The 25,968-nt window shown below is 63.7% G+C and carries 31 protein-coding genes and 1 pseudogene; 20 read left to right on the plus strand and 12 right to left on the minus strand.

Annotated elements, in window-relative coordinates:
* Positions 1-20: 20 nt before the first annotated feature.
* The 6 genes from GSH16_RS09460 to GSH16_RS09485 form a co-directional block, all read right to left on the minus strand.
* Positions 21-860, minus strand: a complete 840-nt coding sequence (locus tag GSH16_RS09460; protein WP_160854365.1) for an ABC transporter permease — start codon at positions 858-860, stop codon at positions 21-23.
* Complete coding sequence (locus tag GSH16_RS09465; protein WP_160854367.1) at positions 853-1,818, minus strand: ABC transporter permease; 966 nt, start codon at positions 1,816-1,818, stop codon at positions 853-855. Before GSH16_RS09465 ends, GSH16_RS09460 begins: the two co-directional genes overlap by 8 nt.
* A 4-nt stretch (positions 1,819-1,822) precedes the next feature.
* Positions 1,823-2,860, minus strand: coding sequence for an ABC transporter ATP-binding protein (locus tag GSH16_RS09470; RefSeq protein WP_160854369.1), 1,038 nt, complete (start codon positions 2,858-2,860; stop codon positions 1,823-1,825).
* A gap of 165 nt (positions 2,861-3,025) precedes the next feature.
* Positions 3,026-3,811, minus strand: coding sequence for a helix-turn-helix transcriptional regulator (locus GSH16_RS09475; RefSeq protein ID WP_160854371.1), 786 nt, complete (start codon positions 3,809-3,811; stop codon positions 3,026-3,028).
* Positions 3,812-4,101: 290 nt separating this feature from the next.
* On the minus strand, positions 4,102-4,659 hold the full coding sequence (locus GSH16_RS09480; RefSeq protein WP_160854373.1) for a hypothetical protein: 558 nt from the start codon (positions 4,657-4,659) through the stop codon (positions 4,102-4,104).
* A gap of 304 nt (positions 4,660-4,963) precedes the next feature.
* A complete protein-coding gene (locus GSH16_RS09485) occupies positions 4,964-5,305 on the minus strand; it encodes a DUF883 family protein (protein WP_160854375.1) in 342 nt (113 codons plus the stop codon).
* 197 nt (positions 5,306-5,502) lie between these two features.
* On the opposite strand from GSH16_RS09485, the gene GSH16_RS09490 reads away from it, so the two are divergent.
* Together GSH16_RS09490 and GSH16_RS09495 are read left to right on the plus strand one after the other, a co-directional pair.
* Positions 5,503-5,673, plus strand: coding sequence for a DUF1328 domain-containing protein (locus tag GSH16_RS09490; protein ID WP_160854377.1), 171 nt, complete (start codon positions 5,503-5,505; stop codon positions 5,671-5,673).
* Between the two features lie 97 nt (positions 5,674-5,770).
* Positions 5,771-6,268: a Dps family protein gene (locus GSH16_RS09495; RefSeq protein ID WP_160854379.1), complete on the plus strand. Its 498-nt coding sequence runs from the start codon at positions 5,771-5,773 to the stop codon at positions 6,266-6,268.
* Between the two features lie 157 nt (positions 6,269-6,425).
* On the opposite strand, the gene GSH16_RS09500 is transcribed toward GSH16_RS09495, so the two are convergent.
* Complete coding sequence (locus GSH16_RS09500) at positions 6,426-7,247, minus strand: response regulator (protein ID WP_160854381.1); 822 nt, start codon at positions 7,245-7,247, stop codon at positions 6,426-6,428.
* A gap of 111 nt (positions 7,248-7,358) precedes the next feature.
* On the opposite strand from GSH16_RS09500, the gene GSH16_RS09505 reads away from it, so the two are divergent.
* The 4 genes from GSH16_RS09505 to GSH16_RS09520 are packed head-to-tail and all read left to right on the plus strand — an operon-like array spanning position 7,359 to position 11,455.
* A complete protein-coding gene (locus tag GSH16_RS09505) occupies positions 7,359-7,520 on the plus strand; it encodes a NepR family anti-sigma factor (RefSeq protein ID WP_328803206.1) in 162 nt (53 codons plus the stop codon).
* Positions 7,517-8,074 carry an RNA polymerase sigma factor gene (locus GSH16_RS09510; RefSeq protein ID WP_160854383.1) on the plus strand — a complete coding sequence of 186 codons (558 nt, stop codon included), beginning with the start codon at positions 7,517-7,519 and terminating at the stop codon, positions 8,072-8,074. The genes GSH16_RS09505 and GSH16_RS09510 overlap by 4 nt, the downstream gene beginning before the upstream one ends.
* Positions 8,074-9,906 carry a sensor histidine kinase gene (locus GSH16_RS09515; protein WP_160854394.1) on the plus strand — a complete coding sequence of 611 codons (1,833 nt, stop codon included), beginning with the start codon at positions 8,074-8,076 and terminating at the stop codon, positions 9,904-9,906. The genes GSH16_RS09510 and GSH16_RS09515 overlap by 1 nt, the downstream gene beginning before the upstream one ends.
* The gene (locus GSH16_RS09520; RefSeq protein WP_160854396.1) at positions 9,899-11,455 is read left to right on the plus strand and encodes a phospholipase D family protein; all 1,557 of its coding nucleotides are present in this window, start codon (positions 9,899-9,901) and stop codon (positions 11,453-11,455) included. The genes GSH16_RS09515 and GSH16_RS09520 overlap by 8 nt, the downstream gene beginning before the upstream one ends.
* Before the next feature lie 11 nt (positions 11,456-11,466).
* Here GSH16_RS09520 and GSH16_RS09525 read toward each other — a convergent pair whose 3' ends face one another.
* Complete coding sequence (locus tag GSH16_RS09525; RefSeq protein WP_160854398.1) at positions 11,467-12,513, minus strand: AI-2E family transporter; 1,047 nt, start codon at positions 12,511-12,513, stop codon at positions 11,467-11,469.
* Between GSH16_RS09525 and GSH16_RS09530 the strand changes: the two genes are divergently transcribed.
* On the plus strand, positions 12,512-12,664 hold the full coding sequence (locus GSH16_RS09530; RefSeq protein ID WP_160854400.1) for a hypothetical protein: 153 nt from the start codon (positions 12,512-12,514) through the stop codon (positions 12,662-12,664). The genes GSH16_RS09525 and GSH16_RS09530 overlap by 2 nt on opposite strands.
* A complete protein-coding gene (locus tag GSH16_RS09535; RefSeq protein WP_160854402.1) occupies positions 12,661-12,858 on the plus strand; it encodes a CsbD family protein in 198 nt (65 codons plus the stop codon). The genes GSH16_RS09530 and GSH16_RS09535 overlap by 4 nt, the downstream gene beginning before the upstream one ends.
* Positions 12,859-13,458: 600 nt before the next feature.
* Here the strand turns inward: GSH16_RS09535 and GSH16_RS09540 are convergent.
* On the minus strand, positions 13,459-14,055 hold the full coding sequence (locus GSH16_RS09540) for a PRC-barrel domain-containing protein (RefSeq protein ID WP_160854404.1): 597 nt from the start codon (positions 14,053-14,055) through the stop codon (positions 13,459-13,461).
* Positions 14,056-14,383: 328 nt separating this feature from the next.
* Between GSH16_RS09540 and GSH16_RS09545 the strand changes: the two genes are divergently transcribed.
* On the plus strand, positions 14,384-14,986 hold the full coding sequence (locus GSH16_RS09545) for a L,D-transpeptidase (RefSeq protein ID WP_160854406.1): 603 nt from the start codon (positions 14,384-14,386) through the stop codon (positions 14,984-14,986).
* Between the two features lie 7 nt (positions 14,987-14,993).
* Here GSH16_RS09545 and GSH16_RS09550 read toward each other — a convergent pair whose 3' ends face one another.
* The gene (locus GSH16_RS09550; protein WP_160854408.1) at positions 14,994-15,425 is read right to left on the minus strand and encodes a hypothetical protein; all 432 of its coding nucleotides are present in this window, start codon (positions 15,423-15,425) and stop codon (positions 14,994-14,996) included.
* 4 nt (positions 15,426-15,429) lie between these two features.
* Positions 15,430-16,632 (minus strand): pyridoxal phosphate-dependent aminotransferase, encoded by a 1,203-nt coding sequence (locus GSH16_RS09555; protein ID WP_160854410.1) that lies wholly within the window; start codon positions 16,630-16,632, stop codon positions 15,430-15,432.
* A gap of 92 nt (positions 16,633-16,724) precedes the next feature.
* Between GSH16_RS09555 and GSH16_RS09560 the strand changes: the two genes are divergently transcribed.
* From GSH16_RS09560 to GSH16_RS09590, 8 genes and pseudogenes are all read left to right on the plus strand, one after another.
* Positions 16,725-17,117, plus strand: a complete 393-nt coding sequence (locus tag GSH16_RS09560; RefSeq protein ID WP_235913093.1) for a helix-turn-helix domain-containing protein — start codon at positions 16,725-16,727, stop codon at positions 17,115-17,117.
* Positions 17,114-17,518 (plus strand): annotated as a pseudogene (locus GSH16_RS15775) (VOC family protein); the annotation flags it as partial. The gene GSH16_RS09560 and the pseudogene GSH16_RS15775, both read left to right, overlap by 4 nt.
* Positions 17,519-17,557: 39 nt before the next feature.
* Positions 17,558-17,779: a succinate dehydrogenase assembly factor 2 gene (locus GSH16_RS15780; protein ID WP_407941064.1), complete on the plus strand. Its 222-nt coding sequence runs from the start codon at positions 17,558-17,560 to the stop codon at positions 17,777-17,779.
* Between the two features lie 84 nt (positions 17,780-17,863).
* On the plus strand, positions 17,864-18,436 hold the full coding sequence (locus tag GSH16_RS09570; RefSeq protein WP_160854414.1) for a MarR family winged helix-turn-helix transcriptional regulator: 573 nt from the start codon (positions 17,864-17,866) through the stop codon (positions 18,434-18,436).
* A 197-nt stretch (positions 18,437-18,633) separates the two neighbouring features.
* The gene (gene hemA, locus GSH16_RS09575) at positions 18,634-19,857 is read left to right on the plus strand and encodes a 5-aminolevulinate synthase (RefSeq protein ID WP_160854416.1); all 1,224 of its coding nucleotides are present in this window, start codon (positions 18,634-18,636) and stop codon (positions 19,855-19,857) included.
* Between the two features lie 138 nt (positions 19,858-19,995).
* Complete coding sequence (locus tag GSH16_RS09580; RefSeq protein ID WP_160854418.1) at positions 19,996-21,207, plus strand: helix-turn-helix domain-containing protein; 1,212 nt, start codon at positions 19,996-19,998, stop codon at positions 21,205-21,207.
* Positions 21,208-21,326: 119 nt separating this feature from the next.
* Positions 21,327-22,460 (plus strand): flavodoxin-dependent (E)-4-hydroxy-3-methylbut-2-enyl-diphosphate synthase, encoded by a 1,134-nt coding sequence (gene ispG / locus GSH16_RS09585; protein ID WP_160854420.1) that lies wholly within the window; start codon positions 21,327-21,329, stop codon positions 22,458-22,460.
* Between the two features lie 4 nt (positions 22,461-22,464).
* Positions 22,465-22,953, plus strand: coding sequence for a DUF1499 domain-containing protein (locus GSH16_RS09590; protein WP_160854422.1), 489 nt, complete (start codon positions 22,465-22,467; stop codon positions 22,951-22,953).
* Between the two features lie 2 nt (positions 22,954-22,955).
* On the opposite strand, the gene GSH16_RS09595 is transcribed toward GSH16_RS09590, so the two are convergent.
* Positions 22,956-23,201, minus strand: a complete 246-nt coding sequence (locus tag GSH16_RS09595; protein ID WP_205524055.1) for a hypothetical protein — start codon at positions 23,199-23,201, stop codon at positions 22,956-22,958.
* Positions 23,202-23,280: 79 nt separating this feature from the next.
* Between GSH16_RS09595 and prfA the strand changes: the two genes are divergently transcribed.
* The 3 genes from prfA to GSH16_RS09610 all read left to right on the plus strand — a co-directional run bounded on the left by prfA (position 23,281) and on the right by GSH16_RS09610 (position 25,956).
* Positions 23,281-24,336 (plus strand): peptide chain release factor 1, encoded by a 1,056-nt coding sequence (gene prfA / locus GSH16_RS09600; RefSeq protein WP_160854424.1) that lies wholly within the window; start codon positions 23,281-23,283, stop codon positions 24,334-24,336.
* Positions 24,333-25,175, plus strand: coding sequence for a peptide chain release factor N(5)-glutamine methyltransferase (gene prmC / locus GSH16_RS09605; protein WP_160854426.1), 843 nt, complete (start codon positions 24,333-24,335; stop codon positions 25,173-25,175). The genes prfA and prmC overlap by 4 nt, the downstream gene beginning before the upstream one ends.
* A 265-nt stretch (positions 25,176-25,440) precedes the next feature.
* Complete coding sequence (locus tag GSH16_RS09610; RefSeq protein WP_235913096.1) at positions 25,441-25,956, plus strand: DUF4167 domain-containing protein; 516 nt, start codon at positions 25,441-25,443, stop codon at positions 25,954-25,956.
* Positions 25,957-25,968: the final 12 nt, after the last annotated feature.

Below are 25,968 nucleotides of genomic sequence, written 5' to 3' on the forward strand. Positions count from 1 at the left end.
GCCGGGCATCTCTGGCCCGGTCATGCGCGGGATCGCTTCCGTCCCAATAGGAAGGTGAGCGACACAAGCAGCAGCGACAGCCCCAGAAGAAGTGTCGATACTGCATTGATTTCAGGTGTAATTCCGCGGCGGATCTGCCCAAGGATATAGATCGGCAGCGTGGTCTCTCCGGGACCGGCGATCATCAGCGTGATGATCACATCATCGAGCGACACCACGAAAGCGAGCGTGGCACCGGCCAGAATGCCCGGCGCCATCAGCGGCAGGGTCACGCGCCGGAACGCCGCCCATGGCGTCGCATAAAGGTCGGCAGCCGCCTGTTCGAGTGTGATCGTCATGTCCTGTAGACGCGCGCGGATCGGCAGGAAGGCGAAGGGAATGCAGAACACCGTGTGCGCCAGCATCAGGAAACCCACGCCCTGCCAGCCCGTCGCCTGTTTGATGAGCGAGAAGAATGACAAGGTTGCAACCGCGGTGACGATTTCGGGGATCATCAGCGGCTGGTTGATGATAGCGAACACGATCCCCTGACCGCGGAACCGGGCCACGCGGGTGGTGGCAAGTGCGGCCATGGTGGCGAAAGTGGTTGCGAGAGCGGTGGCCACGAAGGCGACCTTCAGTGACATCCAGGTTGCTTTCTGGATGCCCTCGTTGGCGAAGGCTTCCGTGTACCAGCGGAGCGAAAACTCCGTCCAGCGCACGACCGACCGGTTGTCGTTGAAGGAAAAGACGATCAGCACGACGATGGGCGCATAAAGGAAGATGATGCAGGCCCATGCCGCCGCGGCGAAGCCGGGCTGGCGGCGCAGGTCGAACGCCTTGGCGCGCGGGGTCTTGCGGGTCTCGGTCGCATCAGCCATGGGACACCTCCGCATCCGCGCGGCTGCGGTTCACGATCAGGAGCACGATCAGCACCATTGCCATGAGGATCAACGCGGCGGCCGAACCGAAGGGCCAGTTGCGCGAGCCGCCAAACTGCAGCGCGATCATGTTGCCGATCATCAGTTTCTTGCCGCCGCCGAGCAGTTCGGGCGTGATATAGGCGCCAAGGCAGGGGATGAAGACAAGAATACAACCCGCGATCATGCCGGGGCGCGCCATCGGCAGGATCACGCGGCGCAGCACCTGCACCCGTCCGGCATAGAGGTCATGCGCGGCCTCCACGAGCCGGAAGTCGAGCTTTTCGAGCGACGCATAGAGCGGCAGCACCATGAAAGGCAGGAAACTGTAGATCAGCCCGAGGAACACGGCCCCATCGGTATAGAGCATCTCGATCGGGCCGCTGGTCAGGCCGATCATCTGCAGGGTGATGTTGATGAACCCTTCGTCGCGGATGATGAGCAGCATCGCATAGGTGCGGATGAGCAGATTGGTCCAGAAGGGCAGCGTCACCAGAAAGAGCCACAGATTGCGCTGTGCGGGCGGCTTCGTGGCGATGAAATAGGCGGTCGGAAACCCGATGAGCAGTGCGCCGATCGTGGTGATGATGGCAAGGAAGGCCGAGCGCCAGAAGATCGACAGGTAACTCGTCGAAAAGGTCAGGCTGTCATCGAAAATGTCGCGGTCGAAGAGGAACTGGACATATGCGTCGGTTGAAAAGGCCCAGGTGACCCCGCCATAGGTGCCGGGCTCCAGAAAGGAATAGACGAGGGCAATCGACAGCGGCATCAGCCCGACGATCCCGATGGTCAGGATCGCCGGTGCGAGAAGGAAGACGCGGGTGCGCTTCGCGGCGCTGTCACGCGCGGCGCGTGCGCCGGCAAGCGCGTCGGACGCGGGCTGGCGCGTGGTGCGCGTGTCGGTGATCCTGTCCGCCATCCGATCAGTCCTGCAGCACTTGCAGCCGCTCGGGCGGCAGGGTGACCGAGAGCGGCGCGCCCTCGGCAAAGGGGGCGTCCCCGGTCCGGCAGCTGATCCGTGTCGCGCCGAGGTCGACCTCCAGCACCGTGCCGGAGCCGAAATAGACACGCTCGGCCAGGGTGCCGGCAAGGCTGTTCGGGCCCTCGGCGCCCGGCATCACATGCTCGGGGCGGATGGCCAGCGTCACTGTTGTGCCGCTCGCGGGCAGAGGGGCCGTCACGGCCAGATCGCCGCTGCCCGTTGCCACTGTGCCCCCGTCGGTCACGGTGCCTTCGATGAAGTTGATATCCCCGATGAAGTCGGCCACGAAACGCGCGGCCGGGCGGTCGTAAATATCCATCGGCCTGCCGATCTGCAGGATTTTTCCGGCACTCATCACCGCGATCCGGTCGGACATTGTCAGCGCCTCTTCCTGATCGTGGGTCACGAACACGAAGGTGATACCGGTTTCCAGTTGCAGGCGCTTCAGCTCGCTCTGCATTTCCTTGCGCAGCTTGAAATCGAGCGCCGACAGCGGCTCGTCGAGCAGGAGCACTTTCGGCGCAGGCGCCAGAGCTCGGGCCAGCGCCACGCGCTGCTGCTGGCCGCCCGACAGTTGGTCGATGCGCCGTCCGGCCAGATGGTCGAGCCGCACCAGTTCCAGCGTGCGTGCCACGGTCGCGTCGATCTCCTTGCGGTCGCGGCCGAGCATCTCCAGCCCGAAACCCACATTCTGCGCCACATTCATATGCGGAAAGAGCGCGTAATTCTGGAACACCGTGTTGATCGGGCGGTGGTGCGGCGGCAGATGTGTGACCGGCTGGCCGTCGAGCCGGATCTCGCCCGTGTCGGGCAACTCAAAGCCCGCGATCATCCGCAGGAGCGTGGTCTTGCCGCATCCCGAGGGGCCGAGCAGGGTGAAGAACTCGTTTTCCGCAATGGTGACGGAGACATTGTCGAGCGCGGTCATCGCCTCCTGTCCGGAGCCGAAGACCTTGGTGAGCGTCGAGATTTCGATCATCGGCCGGTCGCCGTCGCGGTGTCGGTCGCCGTGGCGGGCGCAGGGCAGGGCGGGGTCTGGCGGGCGGTCGATGCGGGCACGGGCGCTCCTTCTTCGGGGGGAGATGACATCGCCTGTGACTGTGCGGCAGGCCGGATCAGCCGGCCATACCCCCGCGGGGATAGATCAGCGCCGGCCGAGCCGCGACAGGAAGAGCGAGAACAGCTCGCCCTGACTGGAGATGCCGAGTTTCCGGTAGATATTCTTGCGGTGGATCTTGACCGTGCCCTCGGCGATCCCTGCAATCACCGCGATGGATGCGGTGGAATGGCCTTTGAGGATCAGCGCCGCAATGTCGCGCTCGCGCCGGGTCAGGGCCGGGCTGTCGAAAGTGACGAGCACTTCGTCAATGTCGCGCGGCAGGTCATCCGGTTCGAGATCCTGCCGCGGATGGCTGAAATGCTGCGCCAGAAGCGCGTCATAGATCGGCAGCATGTCCTGAAAGCGCGCAATATCGCGGCGCGAGAAGCGTTTCGCGTCCTCGCGCCGTCCGATGGAGGTGAAAACCGTTCGCCCGTCCGGCAGCGGCGACAGGATCGCGGCCTCGTCCACCAGCCGGATCGAGCGGTAGTAGGTCTTGTGATAGGTCGATTGCTGGAACCGGTCCGGGGCCACATCGCGAAGCCTGAAAGCGCCCGGGTCGCCGCCCTGACGGTAATGGGTAAAGAACGGGTCCAGCAGATAGGCGCCGTCGAGATAGCGGTCGATCACCACTGTCCGCCGTTCCGCACGTACGTCGTCATAGATGTGCCTTGGCGGTGCGGTGCCGTCGAGAAGCAGCAGAAGGCACCCCTGAAATGGCGTGACCTCGGCCAGATAGAGCATGAGCGACGGCATGAAATCCGCGGATCCCACGGCGCGGATCGTCCGGCCGAGCGCCATGCGCCGCGTGTTGGAACCGGCTTCTGTCATGTGGGAGCGTCCATTGCCATGGCATCAGAGCTAGCCTGTCCGGTGCGGCCCGTCCATGTTCAAGCGAAGCGGATCGGGTGCCGGTCCGCGAATGTTCATTTTTGAGGCAGGGGTGACGTGGGGTCCGGCCACGTTTCGGGCAGGTGGAGACCTGTGTTCGGCACTTGCGGTCGCCAGGTCGATTGTCCGCGCAAAAAAAGACCCCGCCGAAGCGGGGTCTTAAGACGCCGGACCCGCCGAAGCGGGCCCAGGACAGCCGGCCGGACACAAGGGCCGGCCGTTGTGGCGGATTACGACTCGTCTTCGTCGTCATCCTTGTTCTCGTCATTGGTCTCGTCGGCAATAGCCTCGGTCGACTTGTTCATCTCGGCAATCCGGTCGGCCGTCAGCTTGGCGAAACCGGCAACCAGAGCCTCGTAGAAGTCGCCTTCCTCGGGCAGCAGCACGACCGTTGCATCATCGGGCGCCGTGTCCGTGACGATGCCCTTCAGGTCGAGCGCAAAGGATTGCACGTCGGTCGTGTCCTCGGGGTTCATCACCGATACGACACCGCCGATCGTGTTGAACTCGCCCGCGTCCCCCAGAACATAAGAGCCGTCGAGGCTCAGTTCGCGGATCATGACCGTCACGTCATATCCGCCCGGCTGGGTGATCGGGTAAAGCTCCTCGGCCAGTTTCGTTTTCATGTCGTCGGCGAGGGCCGGCCAGTATTTCAGCGCGTCGGAGGTCTCAGCGCTCGACAGTTCGGTCTGCACGTCGACATCGCCAACGGTGATCGGCGTCGCCTGCACGGCCGTTGCGGCCATCACAAGGGCGGAAGCGGCTGCGGTGGTGCGGAAAAATGTCATCTCAAATTCCTTTCTGTTCAGTCCGTTTCGCAGGGTTGGCCGGCCTGAATAACCGACCGTTGATGGTCCCCGCTGTCGTGGTGAACAAACCGGAATGGTCCTTCCGGAGTTCCCGAAACTTGTAAAAAGATTTTTGCAAGCATCTGGGAACAGGCGGTTTTCTGCCAACCGAAATTGCAAAAGAAAAGGGCGGCTTTCGCCGCCCTGATCCCATCGCCTTTTCAACCGTCCCGCTAAACGGGAAATAGACGGAGCGCTTGCGCACTCCGCCGAAACTGGTTCGAAAAGTCGTTCGTCATGAAAATCACCGCCGGGCTGTCATCAGCCCGATCAGGATGCCAACCCCGACCGCGAGGCCAAGCGCGGTCCCCGGGCGATCCGCGATCATCTGGTTGGCGTCATCGTTGAGCGCACGAGCCTGACGGGCGACGAGTTCGGCATTTTCCTGACCGCGCGCCTTCAATTCCTGCGCCTTGATCTTGGCGCTTTCCGCCAGGGCCTCGCCCTGCGTACGGCCAAGGTCGGAAATGGTCTTGGTCAGACCGGCAAGGTCACTCTTCAGCGCCTCGATCTGCTTGGTGAGATCCTCCACGGAGGCCTCCGACTTGCCGTTGGACGTTTTCGCAACCTGCGTGCTTCTGGCCATGTTCAGTCTCCTTCACGTTTTCAAATCTGGTTGGCACATCAACGTGCCGACCTTTCCTTTGGTTCCGCGAAACCGGAAATGCGCCGGTCTGACGGATCCGTGAGGGAAGCGTGGGAACCTTTTGATCCGGCACCCGTTATGCTCCCAGACGCCGGCTGCTCATATTCGGCGCTAAGCAATTAAAGAAAGGACATACCATGCTTTATTGGGCTTTGATTTTTCTTGTTGTCGCACTGATCGCCGGTGTCTTCGGCTTTGGCGGGATCGCCAGCGCCTCGGCCGGGATCGCGCAGATCCTCTTCTTCATCTTCATCGTGCTGTTCATCGTCGCGCTGCTGGCCCGCGCGTTCGGCAGCAAATCGCCCTAACAGCGGCGGATGATCCGGCGGCTCCGGCCGCCGCCAGCGGCCGGTCGCGCCACCGCGGCCGGCTCCTTTTTTCCCTGAAACGAAACGGAGTTCTGACATGACCAAGTCCCTGAACGTTGTCCCGAGCGAGAAATCCGTGAAAACGGGTGTCCGTGATACGGGTGCCATCGCGCTCGGCCTCGCCGATGCGCTGGCCGACACGTATACGCTGCTCTTCAAGACACACAGCTACCACTGGAACGTCGAGGGGCCGCTCTTCTATTCGGTCCACAACCTGACCGAGACCCAGTATGAGGACCTGTTTGCCGCGACCGACGTGCTCGCCGAACGGATCCGCGCTCTGGGTCATCTGGCACCGACGCGTCTGGCTGATATCGTCGAGGCGTCCGTCATCAAGGAGCATGAAAATGCCTTGTCGGCCGGGGAGATGTGCGAGGATCTGGCAAGCGACCACGAACGCGTCGCCCACCGCCTGCACGCTCTGATCGAGATGGCCGGCCGCGAGAAGGATGCCGTGACCGAGGATCTTGCGACGGCACGCGCGACCTTCCACGAGAAAGCCGCCTGGATGCTGCGCGCGATCGCGGCTGAATAAGGCGCAGGCTTGCGTAACGAGTTCCCCGTGAGCGGGCGCCCGGTTCCCCCCGGGCGCCCTTTTCTTTGGACAGGTCCATTGCAGGGGACGTCCCGGATCTACGAAAAAGCCCCGACCGAATGGCCGGGGCTTCAACCTGTCGTTCTGTGCCGCAGTATCAGGCGCGCAACGTTTCCGTGGAGGAGAAGAACATCGCCTGGCTCACCGCCGACTGGACCTGGTCCTCGGTAAACGGCTTGGTGATCAGGAAGGCCGGCTCGGGCCGGTCGCCCGTGAGCAGCCGCTCCGGGAAGGCGGTGATAAAGATGACCGGCACATCGCCCAGTTCGGCCAGCAGATCGTTGACCGCATCGATGCCCGACGAATTGTCGGCGAGCTGGATGTCGGCCAGGATCAGGTTCGGGCGGATCTCGGTGCCGAGTTGCACGGCTTCGGCGCGGGTCCGCGCGACACCGCCAACCTGATGGCCCATTTCGGAGACCTGCGCTTCAAGATCCATGGCGATGATCGCCTCATCCTCGATGATCAGGACCTTGCCGGCGATCGACCGGGCCATTTCATCCCGCGCGATGCGGACCAGTTCCGTCACTTCGTCCGCGGAGACCTGCATGATCTGGGCGACCTCGGCCGGCGTGAAATCCTCGATCGTGGACAGAAGCAGCGCCTCGCGGGTGTTGGCCGTCAACCGCTCCAGGTGGGCCTGCGCGCGCTTGCGCAGCCCGTCCTCGTCATTGGCGACCGGCGCGCCGGCACTCGTCCAGATCGTGTGGAAGGCGCGGTAGAGCGCAACCCGTGGCGGCAGGCTCCCGTCGAGCACGGCCGGATCCTCGAGGATCGCCTCCAGCGTGGCGGCGGCATAGCTGTCCCCGGAGGTTTGCGCCCCGGTCAGGGCGCGGGCATAGCGGCGCAGATAGGGAAGATCGGCACCGATGGCGCTGACGCGATCCACCGGGGCGGAAGCTTGACGTGTCTCAGTCATAAAAAAAATAAGCCCTTTTCCATTTTTTTCGGAACCTAACGCCCTATCCGTGCATTTCGTTCCAAAGAATTTGTGATCCGAGCAAAATTGACTGAGCGTATGGAGAATGCTGTGCAGGACGAAAAGCAGGAGCGCGCGCGCATCCAGATCGACGAGAATCTGAAGCGCGTCTATCAGGAAGCGGTCGAAGAGGCCTTGCCTGACCGGTTCCATGACCTACTTGAAAAACTGAAGGCCCAAGACGCTCAGAAACAGGGGAACGCTCAAAAATGAGTCAGGCCAATCCGAAAGACGAGCTGGTAGAACATCTGCCGGCCCTTCGAGCCTTCGCCCTTTCCCTGACACGCAACGGATCCGTCGCCGATGACATGGTGCAGGACACGGTCGTCAAGGCCTGGACCAACATCGACAAGTTCGAAGCCGGCACCAACCTGCGGGCCTGGCTTTTCACCATTCTCCGCAACACCTACTATTCCAGCCGTCGCAAGCTCGGGCGGGAGGTCTCGGACGCCGAGGGTGTGTTCACCGAGAGTCTTGCCGTGAAACCGGCCCATGACGGGCACCTCCACATGAACGATTTCCGCAAGGCTTTTGCCACGCTGCCCGACGAGCAGCGCGAGGCGCTGATCCTTGTCGGTGCGTCGGGCTTTTCCTACGAGGAAGCCGCAGCGACATGCGGGGTGGCGGTCGGCACGATCAAGAGCCGCGCCAACCGTGCTCGTGCGCGGCTGACCGAGATGCTCAACCTCGGAGAGGATGAGGCGATGGAACTGACCGACAATGCCACCATGGCGGTCGTCGCGAGCAGCGGAGCCCCGGCGATCTGATGCCCCACAATCTGTTGCCTGCGCGGATGCGGAGCCTCACGTTCCGCGTCGTCGCTTTCCTGTCGCTCGCACTTCTGCCGATCGGCCTGATCGCCGTCAAACAGACGGACGAGGTGACCAAGGAAACCCAGCGGCGCACCGAACTGACACTGCTTGCGGTCACCGAACAGGCCGCGACGGTGGAGCAGGCGGTGATCCAGCAGGCCTTCGGGGCCGCGCGCACGCTCGGCGCCTTCATCCAGCTTTTCAATCAGGATGCCGAAGCCTGCCAGCGCCATTTGCAATCCTTTCTTGATGCGTCGGACCGGTTCAGTTTCGTGGGCTTCCTGCCGAAAGACGGGGTGATGACCTGCTCCTCTCACGGGCGCACGGTGGATTTTTCCGACTTTCCCGGCTTCGCGGACAGTGTCGCCAATCCCGCGCCGATGGTGAATGTCAATCAGGACGCGCCGCTCAGCGGCACGTCCGTCATCATTATCAGCCTGCCGCATTATGATGATGCGGGCAATTTCGACGGTTACATCTCGGTCTCCGTCCCGCATTACCGGCTCGATATCGACAGCGAGGAAGCGCCGAACGACCTGGTCGGGCTGATCACCTTCAATGACGAAGGCGAGGTGATCACCGCAACCTCCGACATGGGTGACGTGGCTGACCTGCTGCCGCGCGGAACAGAGTTGAAATATCTCTTCTCCGGCGGCCGGCAGGCTTTTTCCGGCAAGTCGGTGGACGAAGAGAACCGCGTGTTCGCCGTGACCCCGATCGTGGAAGATACGGTCTACGCGCTCGGCATCTGGTCGGCCCGCGCGCCGTCTGCCACCGGTTTCGACCGTGCGCTTCACCCGTCGGTCTTTCCGATCCTGATGTGGATCGCCTGCCTGATCGTCGCCATGTTCGCCATCCACCGGTTGGTCCTGCGCCATGTGACCCGCCTGCGTCGTCGGATGCGTGCCTTTGCCCGGACCCGCAGTTTCCGCCCGCAGCCGGAAACCGGCCGCGTGCCGCTTGAACTGGCCGAAATGGGACAGGATTTCGACCAAATGGCCGAGGCAATCCTGCGTGACGAAGCGGAATTGGAAAATTCGCTGCACGAGAAGAATGTGCTTCTCAAGGAGGTGCATCACCGGGTGAAGAACAATCTGCAGCTTATCTCCTCGATCATGAACATGGAGATGCGCAAGAATCCGGACCCGGCCACGAAGAAGGTGCTCCGGCGCCTGCAGGACCGGGTGCGCGGGCTCGCCACCATTCACCGGACGCTCTATCAGGCCGACAGCCTCAGCCAGGTGGATGCGGGTGTGCTCATCAATGATATTGTTGACCAGATCCGCGTGAAGGGGCAGGTGGCTGGCACCAAGGTCAAGGTCGACCGGACAGTCGACAGCGTCGTGCTTCTGCCGGATCAGGCAGTTCCGCTGGCGCTGCTCGCGTCCGAAGCCGTGACCAACCTTCTGAAACATCTGGGCGCGCCCGAAGGCAGCCCGCCGGAAGTGATCGTGGAACTGACCGAATCCGATGATGGCGAGGTAACGCTGCGCATCGAGAATACGCTCGGCCAGAAAACGGTGATCGACGATGCGGCGGAAAGCACCGGCCTCGGCGCACAGCTCATGAACGCCTTTGCTCGCCAGCTTGGTGGCCGGATCACGACCGCCGAGGAGGATGAGTGCTACCGGCTGAAGTTGACCTTCGTCAAAACTCCGTTCGATGAGGAACCGGTGGATTTTCCTGCCGACGCGCAGGGCGATGCCGAAGGGCAGAAGGCTGTGACGGTGGCAAGCGAACCGCGGAATACGGAAACGCCGGGTCCGGCGCGGCCGAGCCATGCCTGAGGACGGGCAGGGCGGAGGTGCGGGCACCCGTCTGCTTCTGACGGCAGCGGAAGCCTTTCCCGCCTTCGAGGAACTGGTGCTCGACGCGCAGGATCGCGTCGTCATGGGGTTCCGCGTCTTCGACCCCGACACGCGCCTGCGTTCCGAACGGGCACAAGAGGTCGGACGGACATGGGGCGATTTGATCGGCGCGACCCTCGACCGCGGTGTCTCCGTTAGGCTGATTCTGTCCGATTTCGATGCGGTCGCGCGGCCCGAACTCCACCGCGGCACCCATGCGGCGATCCGCAAACTGAATGCGATTGCCGAAGGTTCGGCACATCCCGACCTCTGGACCGGCATCGCTGCGCTGCATCCCGCGCGCGTCGGCATCGGCCCGCGTCTGCTTTTCTGGCCCAAGATCCTGGGCGAGTTGAAGGCCACGGCGGAGCGGCTGAACGCGCTCGATCCGGATGAGCGGTCGCAGGCGCTGGAGGATATGCCCGGCGTCGCCGCCTATCTGCGGAAGGATGGCGGCACACTGCGGCCGCGGCGCTGGCCTGTGCCCCCACTTGTGCCCGCGAGCCATCACCAGAAACTGGCCGTCATCGACGGGCGGACGCTCTATATCGGCGGACTCGATCTCGACGAGCGCCGCTACGACACGCCCGCGCATGACCGCGGAAGCCGCCAGACCTGGCATGATGCGCAGGTGATCGTGGAAGGTGAGGCCGCTGCCGCGGCCGAAGCCCATCTGGAGGCGTTTCCGGAGGAATGTGAGCGCGGCTCGACGCTGCCGCGGCCCGGGCTCTTGCGCACTTTGTCGGCACAGCGCTCGAACGCGCAATTCCATGTGTCGCCGAAGCCTGTCGTCTCGGAACTGACCGATGCGCATCTGTCCGGTATCGAAGCTGCACAAAAGCTCGTCTATCTGGAAACCCAGTTCTTCCGCTGCCGCAAGATCGCGCAGGCACTGGCCGAAGCGGCGCATCGCGCGCCGGACATTGGCATGGTGCTGGTCCTTCCGGCCGCGCCCGAGGATGTGGCTTTTGAGGGCAAGACCAAAAGCGATGCGCGCTATGGGGAATATCTGCAAGCCAAATGCGTCGATCAGGTGCGTGCGGCCTTCGGCGACCGGCTCTTCATCGGCGCACCGGCGCAGCATCGCCGCGAAAGCGCGGATCCGGATGCCAAAGGCCGTGCCGCGCTCGACGAGGCGCCCATCGTCTATGTCCATGCCAAACTGTCGGTCTTCGATGGCGCATCTGCGATCGTGTCATCGGCAAACCTGAACGGGCGCAGCCTCGACTGGGACACCGAGGCGGGTGTGGAACTGGGCGCACCCGACGCGGCACGCCTGCTCGACCGGTGCCTCGATCATTGGGTGGGCGGGGAGCTTGCCGCGGAGTTGCCGCGCGACGGGGCACTGGCGCCTGCGCTCGCGCGGATTTCGCAGGAAGATGCCGAACGTCCGCCCGAAACGCGGCGATCGCTCCTGTTGCCCTATCCGGTGGCGCCCGCCCGGCGCTTCGGGCGCAACATCCCCGGTTTGCCTGAAGAAATCGTCTGATCTGCCGGCGCTTAGCCGGTCGCGGCTTCGGGTTCGGTGTCCCGATCCGTTCCGGGCGCCCGGCCGTTCCAGGCGATTTCCATCGTCCAGAGCAGAAGCGGCAGCGCGATGATGCCGCCGAGCGGCCCCCAGAGCCAGAGCCAGAAGGTCAGGGACAGGAACACCAACAGCGGATTGACCGACATGGTGCGCCCGACGAGCGTCGGCGTCACGAACTGCCCCTCGATCATGTTGAGCCCCGCAAAGATGAGCGGCGGCAGAAAACTTGCCGGCCCGTCGAAGACGACGATGCCGGCAACCGCCAGCGCCGCCGTGACCGCGGTTGGCCCAAGATAGAGCAGGAAGTTCATCAGGAAGCCGATCACACCCCAGAGGATCGGCGACGGCATGCCGATCAGGCTGAGGCCGATGGCCACCAGCACACCGAAACAAGCGTTGATGATCGTGATGGTCAGGAAGTAGCGCGCCACCGTGCGCTCGGCCTCGTCGAACCGTTCGGCGGTGATGCCGGGGATAACCCGGCCGAGCCATGTATAGGTTTCAACGCGTGCGAACAGAAAGAAGAAGAGCGTTCCGATGAAGATGAGCGCCTGCGCGGCGATACCGGGCGCGTAGGCCAGTGCCTCGGTCGCGGTCGGAATCGCCACCGCATCCTCGTCATCCGACCCCGGTTCGGCATCGATGGCGGAGGCCACATCTTCGGCCACCTGATCCAGACCGCGCAGCATGGCTTTCAACTGCTCGACTGTTTCGCGCAGCTCGTACCAGATGAGCGGGGCGCGTGCGATCACCCGGCTGACGATCGGTTCCAGCAGAAACATGGCGGCAATGGCGACCACGAGCGCGACCAGAAGCGTCAGGAGCGCGGCGAGCGCACCGGGCAGGCGGAGCGCCAGCCAGAGCCGCGTGAGCGGTGAAAGGACAATGCCCGTGACAAGCGCCAGCGTGATCGGCGCTGCGACAGCCGCGGCCACGTCGAGCAGGTAGATGAGTGCAACGGCCGCCAGGATCATGAGGCATGCGCGTTCGACGCGACGGGCAGGGTAGGGATGGGCCATGGCGGGAAGCACTCCTTCGGAAGGCAACGCGCAACACCGGCGGCGGGTTCCGGACGATTTCCGCCTTTATTTGCGACTGTTTCCGGAACTTGGGGCGGTGCGGATCGTTGTGTTTCCAGAAGCCATTTTGATGAAAGGAGTTTCAGCATGAATTGGGATGTTGTCGAAGGCAATTGGAAGCAGATGAAGGGCAAAATCCAGGAAAAGTGGGGCGATCTGACCGACGATGAAGTCGACCAGATCAACGGCAACCGCGAGAAACTGGAAGGCGTGCTTCAGGAAAAATACGGCAAGGCCAAGGAAGAGGTGAAGCGCGACGTGGACGATTTCCTGTCCCGCCACTGACACTGGCCAGATTTCAGAACGATCGAAGCCGGCTCATCGAGCCGGCTTCTTTTTTGTTGGCGGTTCAGGTTCACTTGGTCTGTCCGTCCCGCCGGTCGAAAGACCATTCTGTCTAACCCGAGAAACAGGCTGGTGAGGAATGTCAGGCGGGGCCGGTCGCGCCATCAACGCCTGTCGCCAAGGCACAAAGCATTTCGGGATGCGAGTTCATATCGTCTGGTACAGGTGCGGAGGTCGGATCGCGACAAAGCTGCGGAGAAGACCGCTGCCGCCGGTTCAATCTAACACAATAAGATTTGGAGTTCGCGGGTTCGAGCCCTTCTTGCGCATACAGGCGTTCGGCAGTTCGTGAACGACTATTGCGACGAACCCTCGCGAACCGAGTACCGGACAGGAGGTCGCGCGTTTTCAGAGTGCCAAAGTTCTACCCGGTGGCGTCTCGGCCATTCGCTTTCCCTGAACTCTTCGCTGCATCTACCATGCGCCGCCGGTCTCACCGGTTTGTCCGGTCAAGGCATCCGTCACGAACGAAAAGGGGCCGGAGGGTGAACCTCCGGCCCCAAGGCCACGCGGCCGAAATTTCCGCGCTATTGGCAGGTCTTACGACCCTTCATACTCGGCCATGGCTTCGAGTTGGTCTTCGGTCGCATCGACATAGATGCGGATCTCTTCGCCATCATCGGCTTTGGTGATGGTGAAGCTCTCGAAGCCGATGGCGACCGGCTTCTCGCCGAGGCCGAGGAAACCGCCGACATCAACGATACCGGCCTGCACCATGCCGTCCTCGGTGATGATCATCTCGGACAGTTCGCCAACCCATTCGTCATTCACGTCATAGACGCGCTGTCCGATCAGGGTTTCGACTTCATATTCACCGGCTGCGACGGTCGTATAGCCTTCGACCTCCACCTCCGGGGCAGGGAACGTGTCGAACATCTGTTCGGCATCGGCTTCCAACTCGGCGGCAGCATCGCTGGCCGCAGCCGCGGCATCCTTGGCCGCATCCTCGGTCGCGGCAGCCGCATCATCGAGTGCGTTGGCCGCACCTTCGGCTGCGTTCTCGACAGCTTCACCGGTCTGTTCGGCGGCGTTCTCAACGGCCTGCGCCGTGTCAGCGGCCGCGTCACCGTGATTGTCGGCGGCAACCGGCATGGCGGCGAGGGTGGCAATTGCGGTGGTCAGAAAGAGGTTCTTCATTGCAAATCTCCTTTGGTCTAACTGGCCCGTTCGGGCATGGCAGACAAACCGGAAATCGGGCCGATCTGTTCCGCAAAAATCGGCAAAATATTTGTGGAACCGGCGCGGCCTCCGCAGCGTTATCGCGCTTCTGCGCAGCCTGTGTTTCACGGGCTGGAGGGATCGTGAATTGACGCGCCAGCGCGGCGCGGCATAGTGGCGGCATACCGGCGGAAGCCTGCCGTCGCGGCGCGGCCCATGAGACGGGGGATTGCCTCGTCTCGTGGCCTGCGATAGCCACAAGGGAAGACCCCGTCCGCGGGGCAGAGGTTACGGAGCAGAAGAGAACATGTCCGACACGACACCCAAAGGCGCGTCGAGAATCGCTTCGACGTTCGACCGTCGCCAGATCCTGAAAGCCGGTCTCGCAACCGGTGCGGCGCTGGCCGCGCCGTCCGTGCTGCACGCGCAGCGCGCCGGTCCGGCGGTGGACCGGAAGATTTCCGGTCTGCAGACCCAGAACTGGCAGAACCATTTCAGCTCGCTCGACAATGGCGCGATCCTCTGTGACACGCGCGCCCGGGCGCTGCATTACTGGTCCGCGGATGGCAGCATCTACAAGATCTACCCGACCAGCGTGCCCCTGACGGACAGCCTGACGCGGCGCGGGCGCACGCGCATCGTGCAGAAGCGCGAAGGGCCGGACTGGCGTCCGACCCCCAACATGCTGAAACGGGACCCTACCTTGCCGGCTTATGTCGGCCCGGGGCCGGAAAATCCGCTCGGCACCCATGCGCTTTATCTCAGCTGGGAATATTACCGGATCCACGGCACCAATGACGTGCGCAAGATCGGGCGCCAGTCCTCCAACGGCTGTATCGGGCTGTTCAACGACCAGATCGCCGAACTGTTCGGCATGGCGCAGGTCGGCACGCAGGTGCTGATGATCTGACTTCCGGTCAGTCCGTGCTGTCTGTCTGCCCGTCATCCGCTTCAGGGGCGGGCAGTTCCGACAGTTTTCGCACCAGCACCATCCGCATGTCCTGCATGGCGAGCAGCAAAGGTTCGGCCAATGCACGCACATCCTCGGGTCCGGCGCGGGACTGGAGCCATTGCGTGGTTCTGTGGATCTCGTCGGAAAGCCGCCGCGCATCCTCGCTCTGGTCCGCGGCCACCTGATCGCGCCGCGTCGCGATCCAGGCTTCGATCTCGGCCCGTTCCGCATCCGACAGGTCCGCATCGCCGTGGATCTTGATGTCACCGTTGCGGATATTGGCATTCGCCACATGGACGAAATCGAGCCGCCGCAGGCGGGCATCATCCTCCACCCGGTAGACGAGCGCGCCGTTCTCGCGGGTCCGGAAATAGAGGAAGGGCGGGTCCTGCAGCATCCGCTCAGCGCAATCCGGCGCAAAAAGTCTGGATGCGGGTGCAGGCATCGGTGAGCGCTTCGTCCGATGTTGCATAGGAGACGCGGAAATTCGGGCTGAGCCCGAAGGCGCCGCCGAAGACCACGGCAACGCCGGTTTCCTCCAGCAGCGCCGTTGCGAAATCCTCGTCCGTGTCGATCCGCGTGCCGCCGGCCGATTCCTTGCCGATGCAGCCCGCAATGGACGGATAGACGTAAAAGGCACCTTCGGGCGTCGGGCAGGTGATTCCGTCCGCATCATTGAGCATGCCGACCACGAGGTCGCGCCGCCGCGCGAATGCCTGTCGGCTCTCGGCGATATAGTCCTGCGGGCCGTTCAGCGCCTCCACGGCCGCCCACTGGCTGACGGAGCACGGGTTCGACGTGCTCTGGCTCTGGATCTTGCGCATGGCCGCAATCAGGTCCACCGGACCGGCCGCATAGCCGATCCGCCAACCAGTCATTGCATAGGCCTTGGAGACGCCGTTGACGGTCAGCGTGCGGTCATAGAGTGCCGGTTCGACCTCTGCCGGCGTGCAGAAGGTGAAGGGCGCATAGGCGATATGTTCATACATGTCGTCGGTCATCACCCAGACATGCGGATGGCGCATCAGCACATCTGTGAGCGCCTTCAGATCGTCCCGCCCGTAACCGGCGCCGGACGGGTTCGACGGCGAGTTGAAGATCAGCCATTTCGTTTTCGGCGTGATTGCAGCTTCGAGCGCGTCGGGGGTGATCTTGAACCCCTCCTCGATCCGGCTCTCCACGATGACCGGTTCGCCGCCGCAGAGCCGCACCATATCGGGATAGCTGACCCAGTAGGGCGCCGGGATGATCACCTCGTCGCCGGGGTTCAGCGTTGCCAGAAGCGCGTTGAAGAGCACCTGTTTGCCGCCGGTGGAGACGGACACCTGCTCCGGCCGGTAGTCGAGCCCGTTGTCGCGCTTGAACTTGGCGCATACCGCGGCCTTCAGTTCCGGGATACCGTCAACGGCAGTGTATTTCGTCCGTCCGGCATCGATCGCCGCTTTGGCGGCGGCCTTGATATTGTCCGGCGTGTCGAAATCAGGCTCGCCCGCGCTCAGACCGATCACGTCCCGACCGGCGGCCTTCAGTTCCTGTGCCTTGGTCGTCATCGCGATTGTCGGGGAGGGGGTCACGCGCGCCAGCGCATCGGCGAGAAAGGGCATTGCGGGCATCCATGTGGCTTTTCTCCCGTGTCTTACGTTGCCTGCAGGCACCAATCAAGTTACCTCTGCCGCGGAGCAGGGAGGGAGCGATCATGCCGACCGAACCAGAGATGGATCTTGAAACCGACTTCGAGGAAGATGTCGCCACGCTGGGGGACCGGATCACGGCCGCGCGGCTGCAGGCGGGTCTGGATCAGGCCGGTCTGGCGCAAGCCATCGGCCTCTCGCCCAAAACCATTGCGAACTGGGAGCTGGACCGGACCGAGCCGCGCGCCAACCGCATGCAGATGCTCGCAGGCGTGCTCAATGTCTCGCTCGGCTGGCTGATGAACGGCACGGCCGGTGACGAGGCTGCTTTGGCACCGGGGGACGAGACCGACGCCATGCGCGCCGAGATCGAGGCGATCCGGACCCTGCACAAGGAGCTTGGCGACCGGCTGGAGCGCCTGATCCTGCTCGTCGACCGGGCGGAGGAGAAGCCGTGACACAACCGTTCCATCTTGCTTTCTTCGTTCGCGATCTGGCTGAGACCCGGGCCTTTTACGGCGGCCTTCTGGGCTGCACGCTCGGTCGGTCCACCGACAGCTGGCAGGATTTCGACTTTTTCGGCCACCAGCTGAGCGCCCACCTTGGACCAGTGGCCGAGCGCGCGACCGGCGCCGTGGATGCGACCGCGGTGCCGATGCCGCATTTCGGCGCGGTTCTCGGCATGGAGGCCTGGGCGCGGCTGGTGCGCCGGCTGGAGGAAGCCGGCGTCGCGTTCCTGCTCTCGCCCCGGATCCGGTTCGAAGGCGCGCCCGGCGAGCAGGGCACCTTCTTCATCGAGGACCCGTCGGGCAACGCGCTCGAATTCAAGGGTTTCAAGGACATGGACGGCGTTTTTGCCAATGGCGAGGCGCCGGAAAACAGGCTCAAGCGGATGCGGATGCGCTGCTGGCGGCGCGGCACCAAGGAAATGGACATGGTGCTGGGGCCCTTCGCCGATGCGGAACTGGCCGGACTGTCGCCGGATGCGCTCGACCAGCTTGATGCGCTTCTGGAAGAGAATGACCAGGATCTCTATGCGTGGCTGACCCGCCAGAGCGAAGCGCCTGCCGATCATGCGGGCATGCTCGACCGGTTGCGGGCCTTTCACGGTTTCGTTTGAGCCAAATTCGCAGAAAATCCGCGATCCTTAACCTCCTGTTTCAGAAATGGCGCGAGCCTGTCCTTCCTTAAGAGGGAGGAGCCGATGGCCGCGTCAGCACGTTCCAATGCCGCCTCACCGCAGGACCGCGACGATCATGGCGCGGCCGACGGGGCCGCGCCACCTGCGGCGGATGGCCAGCTTCTCGACGATGCGCCGCTGGGGCTGCCCGACTATCTCGATGCGCTGAGCCTGATCGAGCGGTTGCACCGGCTGTTGCTCGACGTGGTTAAGGATGAGTTCGAACGGCTCGGACAACTCGACATCAATGCCGTGCAGGCGCTTTTGCTTTTCAATGTCGGCGACAATGAAGTGTCGGCGGGCGAGCTGAAGACCCGCGGCTACTATCAGGGCTCGAACGTGTCCTACAATCTCAAGAAGCTGGTCGAGAGCGGCTATATGAGCCATGAGCGCTCGGCCGTGGACCGGCGTGCGGTGCGCGTCCGGCTGACGGCCAAGGGTCGCGGGGTGCGCGATATTGTTGCCGGACTGTTTGCCCGCCATGCGGTTGGCGTGCAGGGACCGGGCGGTGTGACACCGGCCGAACTATACGGCCTCACCGACAGCCTGCGCCGGATCGAACGGTTCTGGGCCTCGGAAATCCGATACATCTACTGACGGTGCGGCATTGACCCGCGGAGGGTCCGGCTCCGGCACCTATCCGGTGGCGGGTTCGACCTGCCGTGGCGCAAAGCTTGATCTGCCGCAAGTTCCAAGACAGGATGCTGCGTTAAGCAATGCTGCGGCGTTTTGGTTGGTGCAGGCACCGGTCGGCGCCGGTATAAACGGCGGCACTTGCCAATCTGAGGATACATATGGACTACACGGCACATCTGGATCGCGCTTTGAAAGCCCTTCACGATGAAGGCCGGTATCGTGTGTTCACGGATATCTGTCGCGCCAACGGGTCCTTCCCGCATGCCCGCTGGGAGCCGGAGGGCGAAGAGCCGCGCGACATCACCGTCTGGTGCGGCAACGACTATCTGGGCATGGGCCAGCATCCGGTGGTGCTGGAGGCCATGAAAGACGCGATAGATACGGCCGGCGCCGGGTCGGGCGGCACGCGCAATATCTCGGGCACGACGATCTTCCACCGCGAACTGGAAGCGGAAATTGCAGACCTTCACCAGAAGGAAGCCGCGCTCGTCTTCACCTCGGCCTATATCGCCAACGAGGCGACCCTGTCGGTCCTGCCGAAACTCTTTCCGGACGTGGTGATCATTTCCGACAGCCTGAACCACGCTTCGATGATCGAGGGCATCCGCAATGCGCGCTGCGAGCGCCATATCTGGAAGCACAATGACCTCGACCATTTGCGCGAGCTTCTTCAGTCGATCGATCCGGCCCGTCCGAAGGTGATCGCCTTCGAATCGGTCTATTCGATGGATGGCGATTTCGGACCCTTGCGCGAGGTTTGCGATCTGGCCGACGAGTTCGGCGCGCTGACCTATCTCGACGAAGTGCATGCCGTGGGCATGTACGGGCCGCGCGGCGGCGGGGTCGCTGAACGCGACGGGCTGCTCGACCGGATCGACATTATCAACGGCACGCTCGGCAAGGCGTTCGGCGTCATGGGCGGCTATATCGCGGCAAGCGCGAAGATGGTCGACGCTGTGCGTTCCTACGCGCCGGGCTTCATCTTCACCACCTCGCTGCCGCCCGCCATCGCGGCCGGCGGGGCGGCCTCGATCCGGCACCTTAAGCGCGACCAGGCGCTGCGCGATGCTCATCAGGCCGGTGCCAAGGCCTTGAAATTGCGCTTTAAAGCACTTGGCTTGCCGGTGATGGACAATGACTCGCACATCGTGCCGGTGCTCGTCGGCAACCCGGTCAAATGCAAGATGCTGTCCGACAAGCTCCTGAGCGACTGGGGCGTTTATGTCCAGCCGATCAACTTTCCGACCGTGCCCCGCGGCACCGAGCGGCTGCGCTTCACGCCGTCGCCCGTCCACGATGGCAAGATGACCGATCATCTGCTGCGCGCGATGGACAGCCTGTGGAGCCATTGCGAGTTGAGCCGGAGTGCGCTCGCCTCTTAACCCTTTGAAATTGAGGGTATCCACAAATCGGCGGAATTCTGCTACCGTATTGAAAAGCCGGTGGGAAGCGTGAGGCGATTCCACTATCGGTAAAAGAAAAAGGCGGGGCAGTGTGATGAAGGGTCTAGAGGCGGATCCATGGCGGAGTCCAAACCCATAGCGGAACTTGGTGGATACGACTCGTTTGTCGTGCGGCTCGGGGACGAGTTGCGCGGGGAACGCGCAACGCGCGGTAAATCGTTGCTGGATGTGCAGAGGGATCTGCGCATCAAGGCGTCCTATATTGCCGCGATCGAGGATTGCGACACATCCGTGTTCCCCAATCCGGGCTTCATTGCCGGCTATGTCCGTTCCTACGCCCGCTATCTGGGCCTCGATTCCGAAGAGATTTACGGCCGTTTCTGTGCCGAGAGCGGCTTTGACGGGATCAACGCCTCGATGGGCGCGAAACCGGTGGCCGCCAAATCGGCCAAGGCACCGGCGCGGGGCGGCAAGGTCAGCGGCCCGGTCACATCGACGCCCTTCGACAATCCGGTGATGCGCGGGCTGGAAAGCGGCGGATCGGCCCTGTCGAACCTGTCGCTCGCCGGTGTCGGCTCCGTGGCAGTGCTGGCGCTGGTGATCGCCGGCCTCGGCTTCGGCGCCTGGACCGTGCTCCAGAACATCCAGCGGGTGCAGCTCGCACCGGTTGACCAGACACCCGACCTGCAAGCCGAACTGGACCTGCCCACAGGCGGGCAGGGGCCGCTGCCCGGCAGCACGGACGAGGCCCCCGCCGGTCTGGCCGCGCCGACGCCTGTGGCCACGCTCGACACGCTCTACCGTCCGCAAACGCTGGAGAAGCCGATCTTCGAGCCGCGTGACGGCCCGATCGTCCAGATCGACCCCGACCAGACCGGTGTCTTTGCACCGACCGACCGGATCGTCCGCCTGATCGAACAGGCCGAACCCGATCCGATGTCGCGCGAGGTACAGGGCCCGCAGGTGACGGAAAGCCTCGGCCCGCCGAAAGTTGCGGTCTATGCCGAGAAACCGGCCTGGGTCCGCGTCTATGAGGCAAGCGGCGCGGTTCTGTTCGAGAAAATCCTCGAACAGGGCGAAAGCTACATGCTGCCCGAAGATGTCGAGGCGCCGCTTTTGCGCGCGGGCAATGCCGGTTCGGTCTATCTGATGGTCGACGGTGTGCCTTACGGCCCGGTCGGGGAAGGAACGCGCGTCGCCAAGCAGGTATCGCTGGCCGCGCTCGACATTCCGGAAGCCTGGCCGGATGTCACGGTGCCGGAACTGCTTCTGGCCGGCGAGAATCTCGAACCCGCGCAGGACACGGCGCAGGCCCTGTCCGACAACTGACGCCTTCAGCGGCGCAACCACCAGTGACTTGACGACGCCGGCGGCAACCTGCCTGCGTGACAGACGCCGCCGTGCCGACTATATGAGCCGGACAGGATGAACGCAGAACGGTATTCGCAATGAGCCTCAACCCCGTCCGCCCCTGGCGCAACATCTACCGCCGCGAGAGCCGCAAGATCCATGTCGGGTCGGTGCCGGTCGGGGGCGATGCGCCGATTTCGGTCCAGACGATGACGAACACGCTGACCACGGACGTGGCCGCGACCATTGCGCAGGTACAGGCCTGTGCGGACGCGGGCGCGGATATCGTGCGCGTTTCCTGTCCGGACGAGGCGAGCACCAAGGCCTTGAAGGAAATCGTCGCGGAAAGCCCGGTGCCGATCGTGGCGGATATCCATTTCCACTATCGCCGCGGTATCGAGGCGGCGGAGGCGGGCGCGGCCTGCCTGCGGATCAACCCCGGCAATATCGGCTCGGCCGACCGCGTGGCAGAGGTTGTGGCCGCGGCCCGCGATCACGGCTGTTCGATCCGCATCGGCGTCAATGCCGGGTCGCTTGAGAAGCATCTCCTTGAAAAATATGGGGAGCCCTGTCCCGAAGCGATGATCGAGAGCGGTCTCGACCATATGCGCATCCTGCAGGACCATGATTTCCACGAGTTCAAGATCTCGGTCAAAGCGTCGGACGTGTTCCTCGCCGCTGCCGCCTATCAGGGGCTGGCAGAGGCCTGCGACGCGCCGATCCATCTGGGTATCACCGAAGCCGGCGGCCTGACGGCCGGCACGATCAAATCCGCGATCGGGCTCGGCAATCTTCTTTGGATGGGCATCGGAGATACGTTGCGCGTGTCCCTGTCGGCCGATCCGGTCGAGGAGGTGAAGGTCGGATACGAGATCCTCAAGGCGCTCGGGCTGCGCCATCGCGGCGTGAACATCATTTCCTGCCCCTCCTGCGCGCGGCAGGGGTTCGACGTGATCCGCACGGTCGAGAAACTCGAAAAACGGCTGGAACATATCAAGACCCCGATGAGCCTCTCGATCATCGGCTGTGTGGTCAACGGCCCCGGAGAGGCGCTGATGACCGATATCGGCTTCACCGGTGGTGGCGCGGGGCATGGCATGGTCTATCTCGCCGGCAAGCAGGCACACCGGCTCGACAATGAAAAACTCGTTGATCACATTGTCGAATTGGTCGAAAAAAAAGCAGAAGAACTAGAGGCAGAGCAGGAGGCGGCGCAAAGCGCGGCGCAATAAATCAATGAAGCTGATGATTACGCTGGTGCTGCTTGTCGCCGTTTTTGTGGCGGGCCTGACCTTTTACCGGATTCAATTTGCCGAGAGTGACCCGGCGGTCTGGCATGTCGATCCGCTGACCGCCTCGCCGCAGCCCACCCCGAACGGCTATCGCGTGGCGAGCCCGGAACTGGCCGCGCATCAGCCGGACCAGATCGCACCCGTCTACGGTGCGCCGGCGGCCGTCATCATGCAGGCGCTTGACGACTATATCCTCGCGCAGAGCAACACCGAGCGGTTGGCCGGATCGGTGGCAGAGAACTGGGCCACCTATATCCAGCGCACGCCGACGCTGAAATTTCCCGATTATATCTCGATCAAGGTCATCCCGATCGACGAGAATACGGCCACGGTCGCCATCTTCTCACGCTCGCGTTTCGGCCATGGCGACATGGGCGTGAACGAGGCCCGCGTGAAAACCTGGCTGGAAAGCATTTCCACGCTCGCTCTCTGAGGTCAGGAGGCGAGGCAGCCCTCGGACATGTCGCGCCACATCGGGTTGTTGAGCGACATTTCGCACCGGGCAAGGAAACTTCGCCCGTCGACCACCATGCACATGACCGTGCCAAGCTCGCGGCGTTCGCCCTCGCGATCCGTGCAGTAGCAATCGGGCCAGATCGTATCCGCGGTGCCGCCGTCGCTTGCCAGCGCGGGCAGGGCCGCGGTCAGAACGGCCGCGCATATGATCGCACCCGGTCTCATGCCGCCACTATAGCGCAGGGGCGGGTTTAGCGCGAGGCTTTCGCTTGACCCGCCCTGTCCGGCAGGCCAAGACAAGGCCATGATCCCGCATGACAAACTGAAGCAGATCCGCGAACGGTTCGAATATCTCGAAGCCCGCATGGCAAGCGCGCCGCCGGCTGACGAACTGGTGCGGCTGAGCCGGGAATATGCGGATCTGAAGCCGGTCGTGGAAACCGTGACGCGCTATCAGTCGCTGGCGGCGGACCGTGCGGCGGCCGAAGACATGCTGGCCGATGCCGACATGCGCGAACTGGCCGAGGAGGAAATCGCCACGCTCGACGCGGAACTGCCGGCGGCCGAACAGGCCGTGCGGCTGGCACTTCTGCCCCGCGACGCGGCCGACAGCCGCCCCGCGCTGGTGGAAATCCGCGCCGGCACGGGCGGCGACGAGGCCGCGCTTTTTGCCGCCGACCTGCTGCGCATGTACCAACGCTATGCCGAGGCCCGCGGCTGGCGGTTCGAGCTTGTCTCAGAAGCGGCAACCGAACTCGGCGGGGTGAAAGAAGCCGTCGTCAACGTGCAGGGCGAGGGCGTTTTTGCGCGCCTGAAATTCGAGAGCGGCGTGCATCGTGTGCAGCGTGTGCCTGCGACCGAGAGCGGCGGGCGGGTCCATACCTCAGCCGCCACCGTTGCGGTTCTGCCCGAGGCCGAAGAGGTTGATATCGACATTCCCGCAAGCGACATCCGGATCGATACGATGCGGGCGTCGGGCGCGGGCGGGCAGCATGTCAACACGACCGACAGTGCGGTCCGGATCACCCATGTGCCGACCGGGATCGTCGTCACCTCGTCGGAGAAATCCCAGCATCACAACCGGGCGCGGGCCATGCAGGTGCTGCGCGCGCGGCTCTACGATCTGGAACGCCAGAAGGCCGAAGACGCCCGCGCCGCCGACCGGCGCGATCAGGTCGGCAGCGGCGACCGGTCCGAACGGATCCGCACCTACAATTTCCCCCAAGGGCGCCTGACCGACCACCGGATCAACCTGACGCTCTACAAACTCGACGCGATCATGCAGGGCGATCTGGATGAGGTGATCGATGCGCTCATCACCGAAGACCAGGCCCGCAAACTGGCCGAGCTCGACGCGTGAGCGACCGGCTGGCCGATCTGCTGGCGCACGGCCAGGCGGTTCTGACAGCTGCCGGGATCACCACGGCGCCGCGTGATGCGCGGCGGCTGCTGGCCCATGCGATGAAGATCGATCCGGCGCGATTGACCGTGGAACTGTCCGGACCGGCACCCGCCGGCCTGGCCGACAGGTTCGGGACCATGATCGCGGCGCGGGCCCGCTTCCAGCCGGTGGCGCAGATCATCGGATATCGGGACTTCTGGGGCCGCCGGTTTCGCGTCACGCAGGACGTGCTCGACCCGCGCCCGGACAGCGAAACGCTGATCGAGGCGCTTCTGGAGGGCGGACCGGCGGAGCGGCTCCTCGACCTTGGCACGGGTAGCGGCTGTCTGGCGCTCACGCTGCTCGCGGAATGGCCGGGCGCGCACGGGGTGGCGACGGACCAGAGCGCGGCGGCGCTCAATCTGGCACGGGAAAATGCGGAGGCTCTCGGCCTGACAGACAGGGTCCGGTTCGCGCAAGGTGACTGGTGGGATGCGGCGGATGGGACATTCGACCTGATCCTGTCCAACCCGCCCTACATTCCGACCGATGTCTACGCGACGCTCGACCCCGATGTGCGCGACTGGGAACCAGAAGCGGCGCTGACGCCGGGCGCGGACGGTCTGGCGGCCTATCGGGCCATCATCGACGGGGTGGCAGACCATTTGCGCCCCGGCGGACGGCTGGCCTTCGAGATCGGCTATGATCAGGGGGCTTCGGTGGCGGCCCTCGTCGCGGAGAGGCTCGGCTGGACCCCGCGCATTTTGCCCGATCTGAACGGACATGACCGTGTCGTTCTGGCCGACCGGCCGGCCTGAAGCGTTTTTTGGGGTTGTTTTCGGTGTTTTGAACGGTATACGCTCTTCCTAGCTGCTGAAGAGAGGCGCTCGCGCCCTGCACATTCCAGCAGACATGTTAACCGGACATCGGAAGACGATTGGAACCGAGCAGGCGGATTGCGACAGCGCGAACTTGACCGCACAGTGATGCCCCTGGACTCAACAGACAGACATTATGAGATCTTCAAACAAATCGCGGTCCCGCAACAAGAACAACAACAATCGCCGGAACGTCGGAAATGTGATGAACCGCGTGTTCGACAGCGCCGGCCCAGAGGGCCGAGTGCGTGGCACGCCGACCCAGATCATCGAAAAATATCAGACCCTTGCGCGTGACGCGCAACTGGCGGGCGATCGTGTGGCCGCGGAAAATTTTCTGCAACATGCCGAACATTACCTGCGGCTGCTGGGCGAGGCGCAGAAAGCCCAGGCCGAACGCCAGCAGAACCAGCAGGGTCAGCAGAACCAGCAGAATGACGGCAACCGCCAGCAGGCTGACACTGCCGATACGGGCGGTGAGGGCGACCAGCAGCGCCATGCCAACGGCGCCGATGCGGATGCATCGAAAGGCGGGTCGGGCAAGGATGCGCTCGAGACGATCGAGGCCGCGGACACTGCCGACGAACCGTCGCTGGTCGAGACCCCGGAAGCCCGCAAGGAAAGCAAGCCGCGCCGCCCGCGCAAGCCGCGCAAGCAGCCGTCCGACGCCCAGCCCGAACTGGCCGCGGAACAGCCGGCAGGCGACAGCCAGCCGGGCTGAATTTTCTTCACG

Origin of the sequence: Oceanomicrobium pacificus, from assembly GCF_009833495.1 — a bacterium.
Lineage (GTDB): Bacteria > Pseudomonadota > Alphaproteobacteria > Rhodobacterales > Rhodobacteraceae > Oceanomicrobium > Oceanomicrobium pacificus.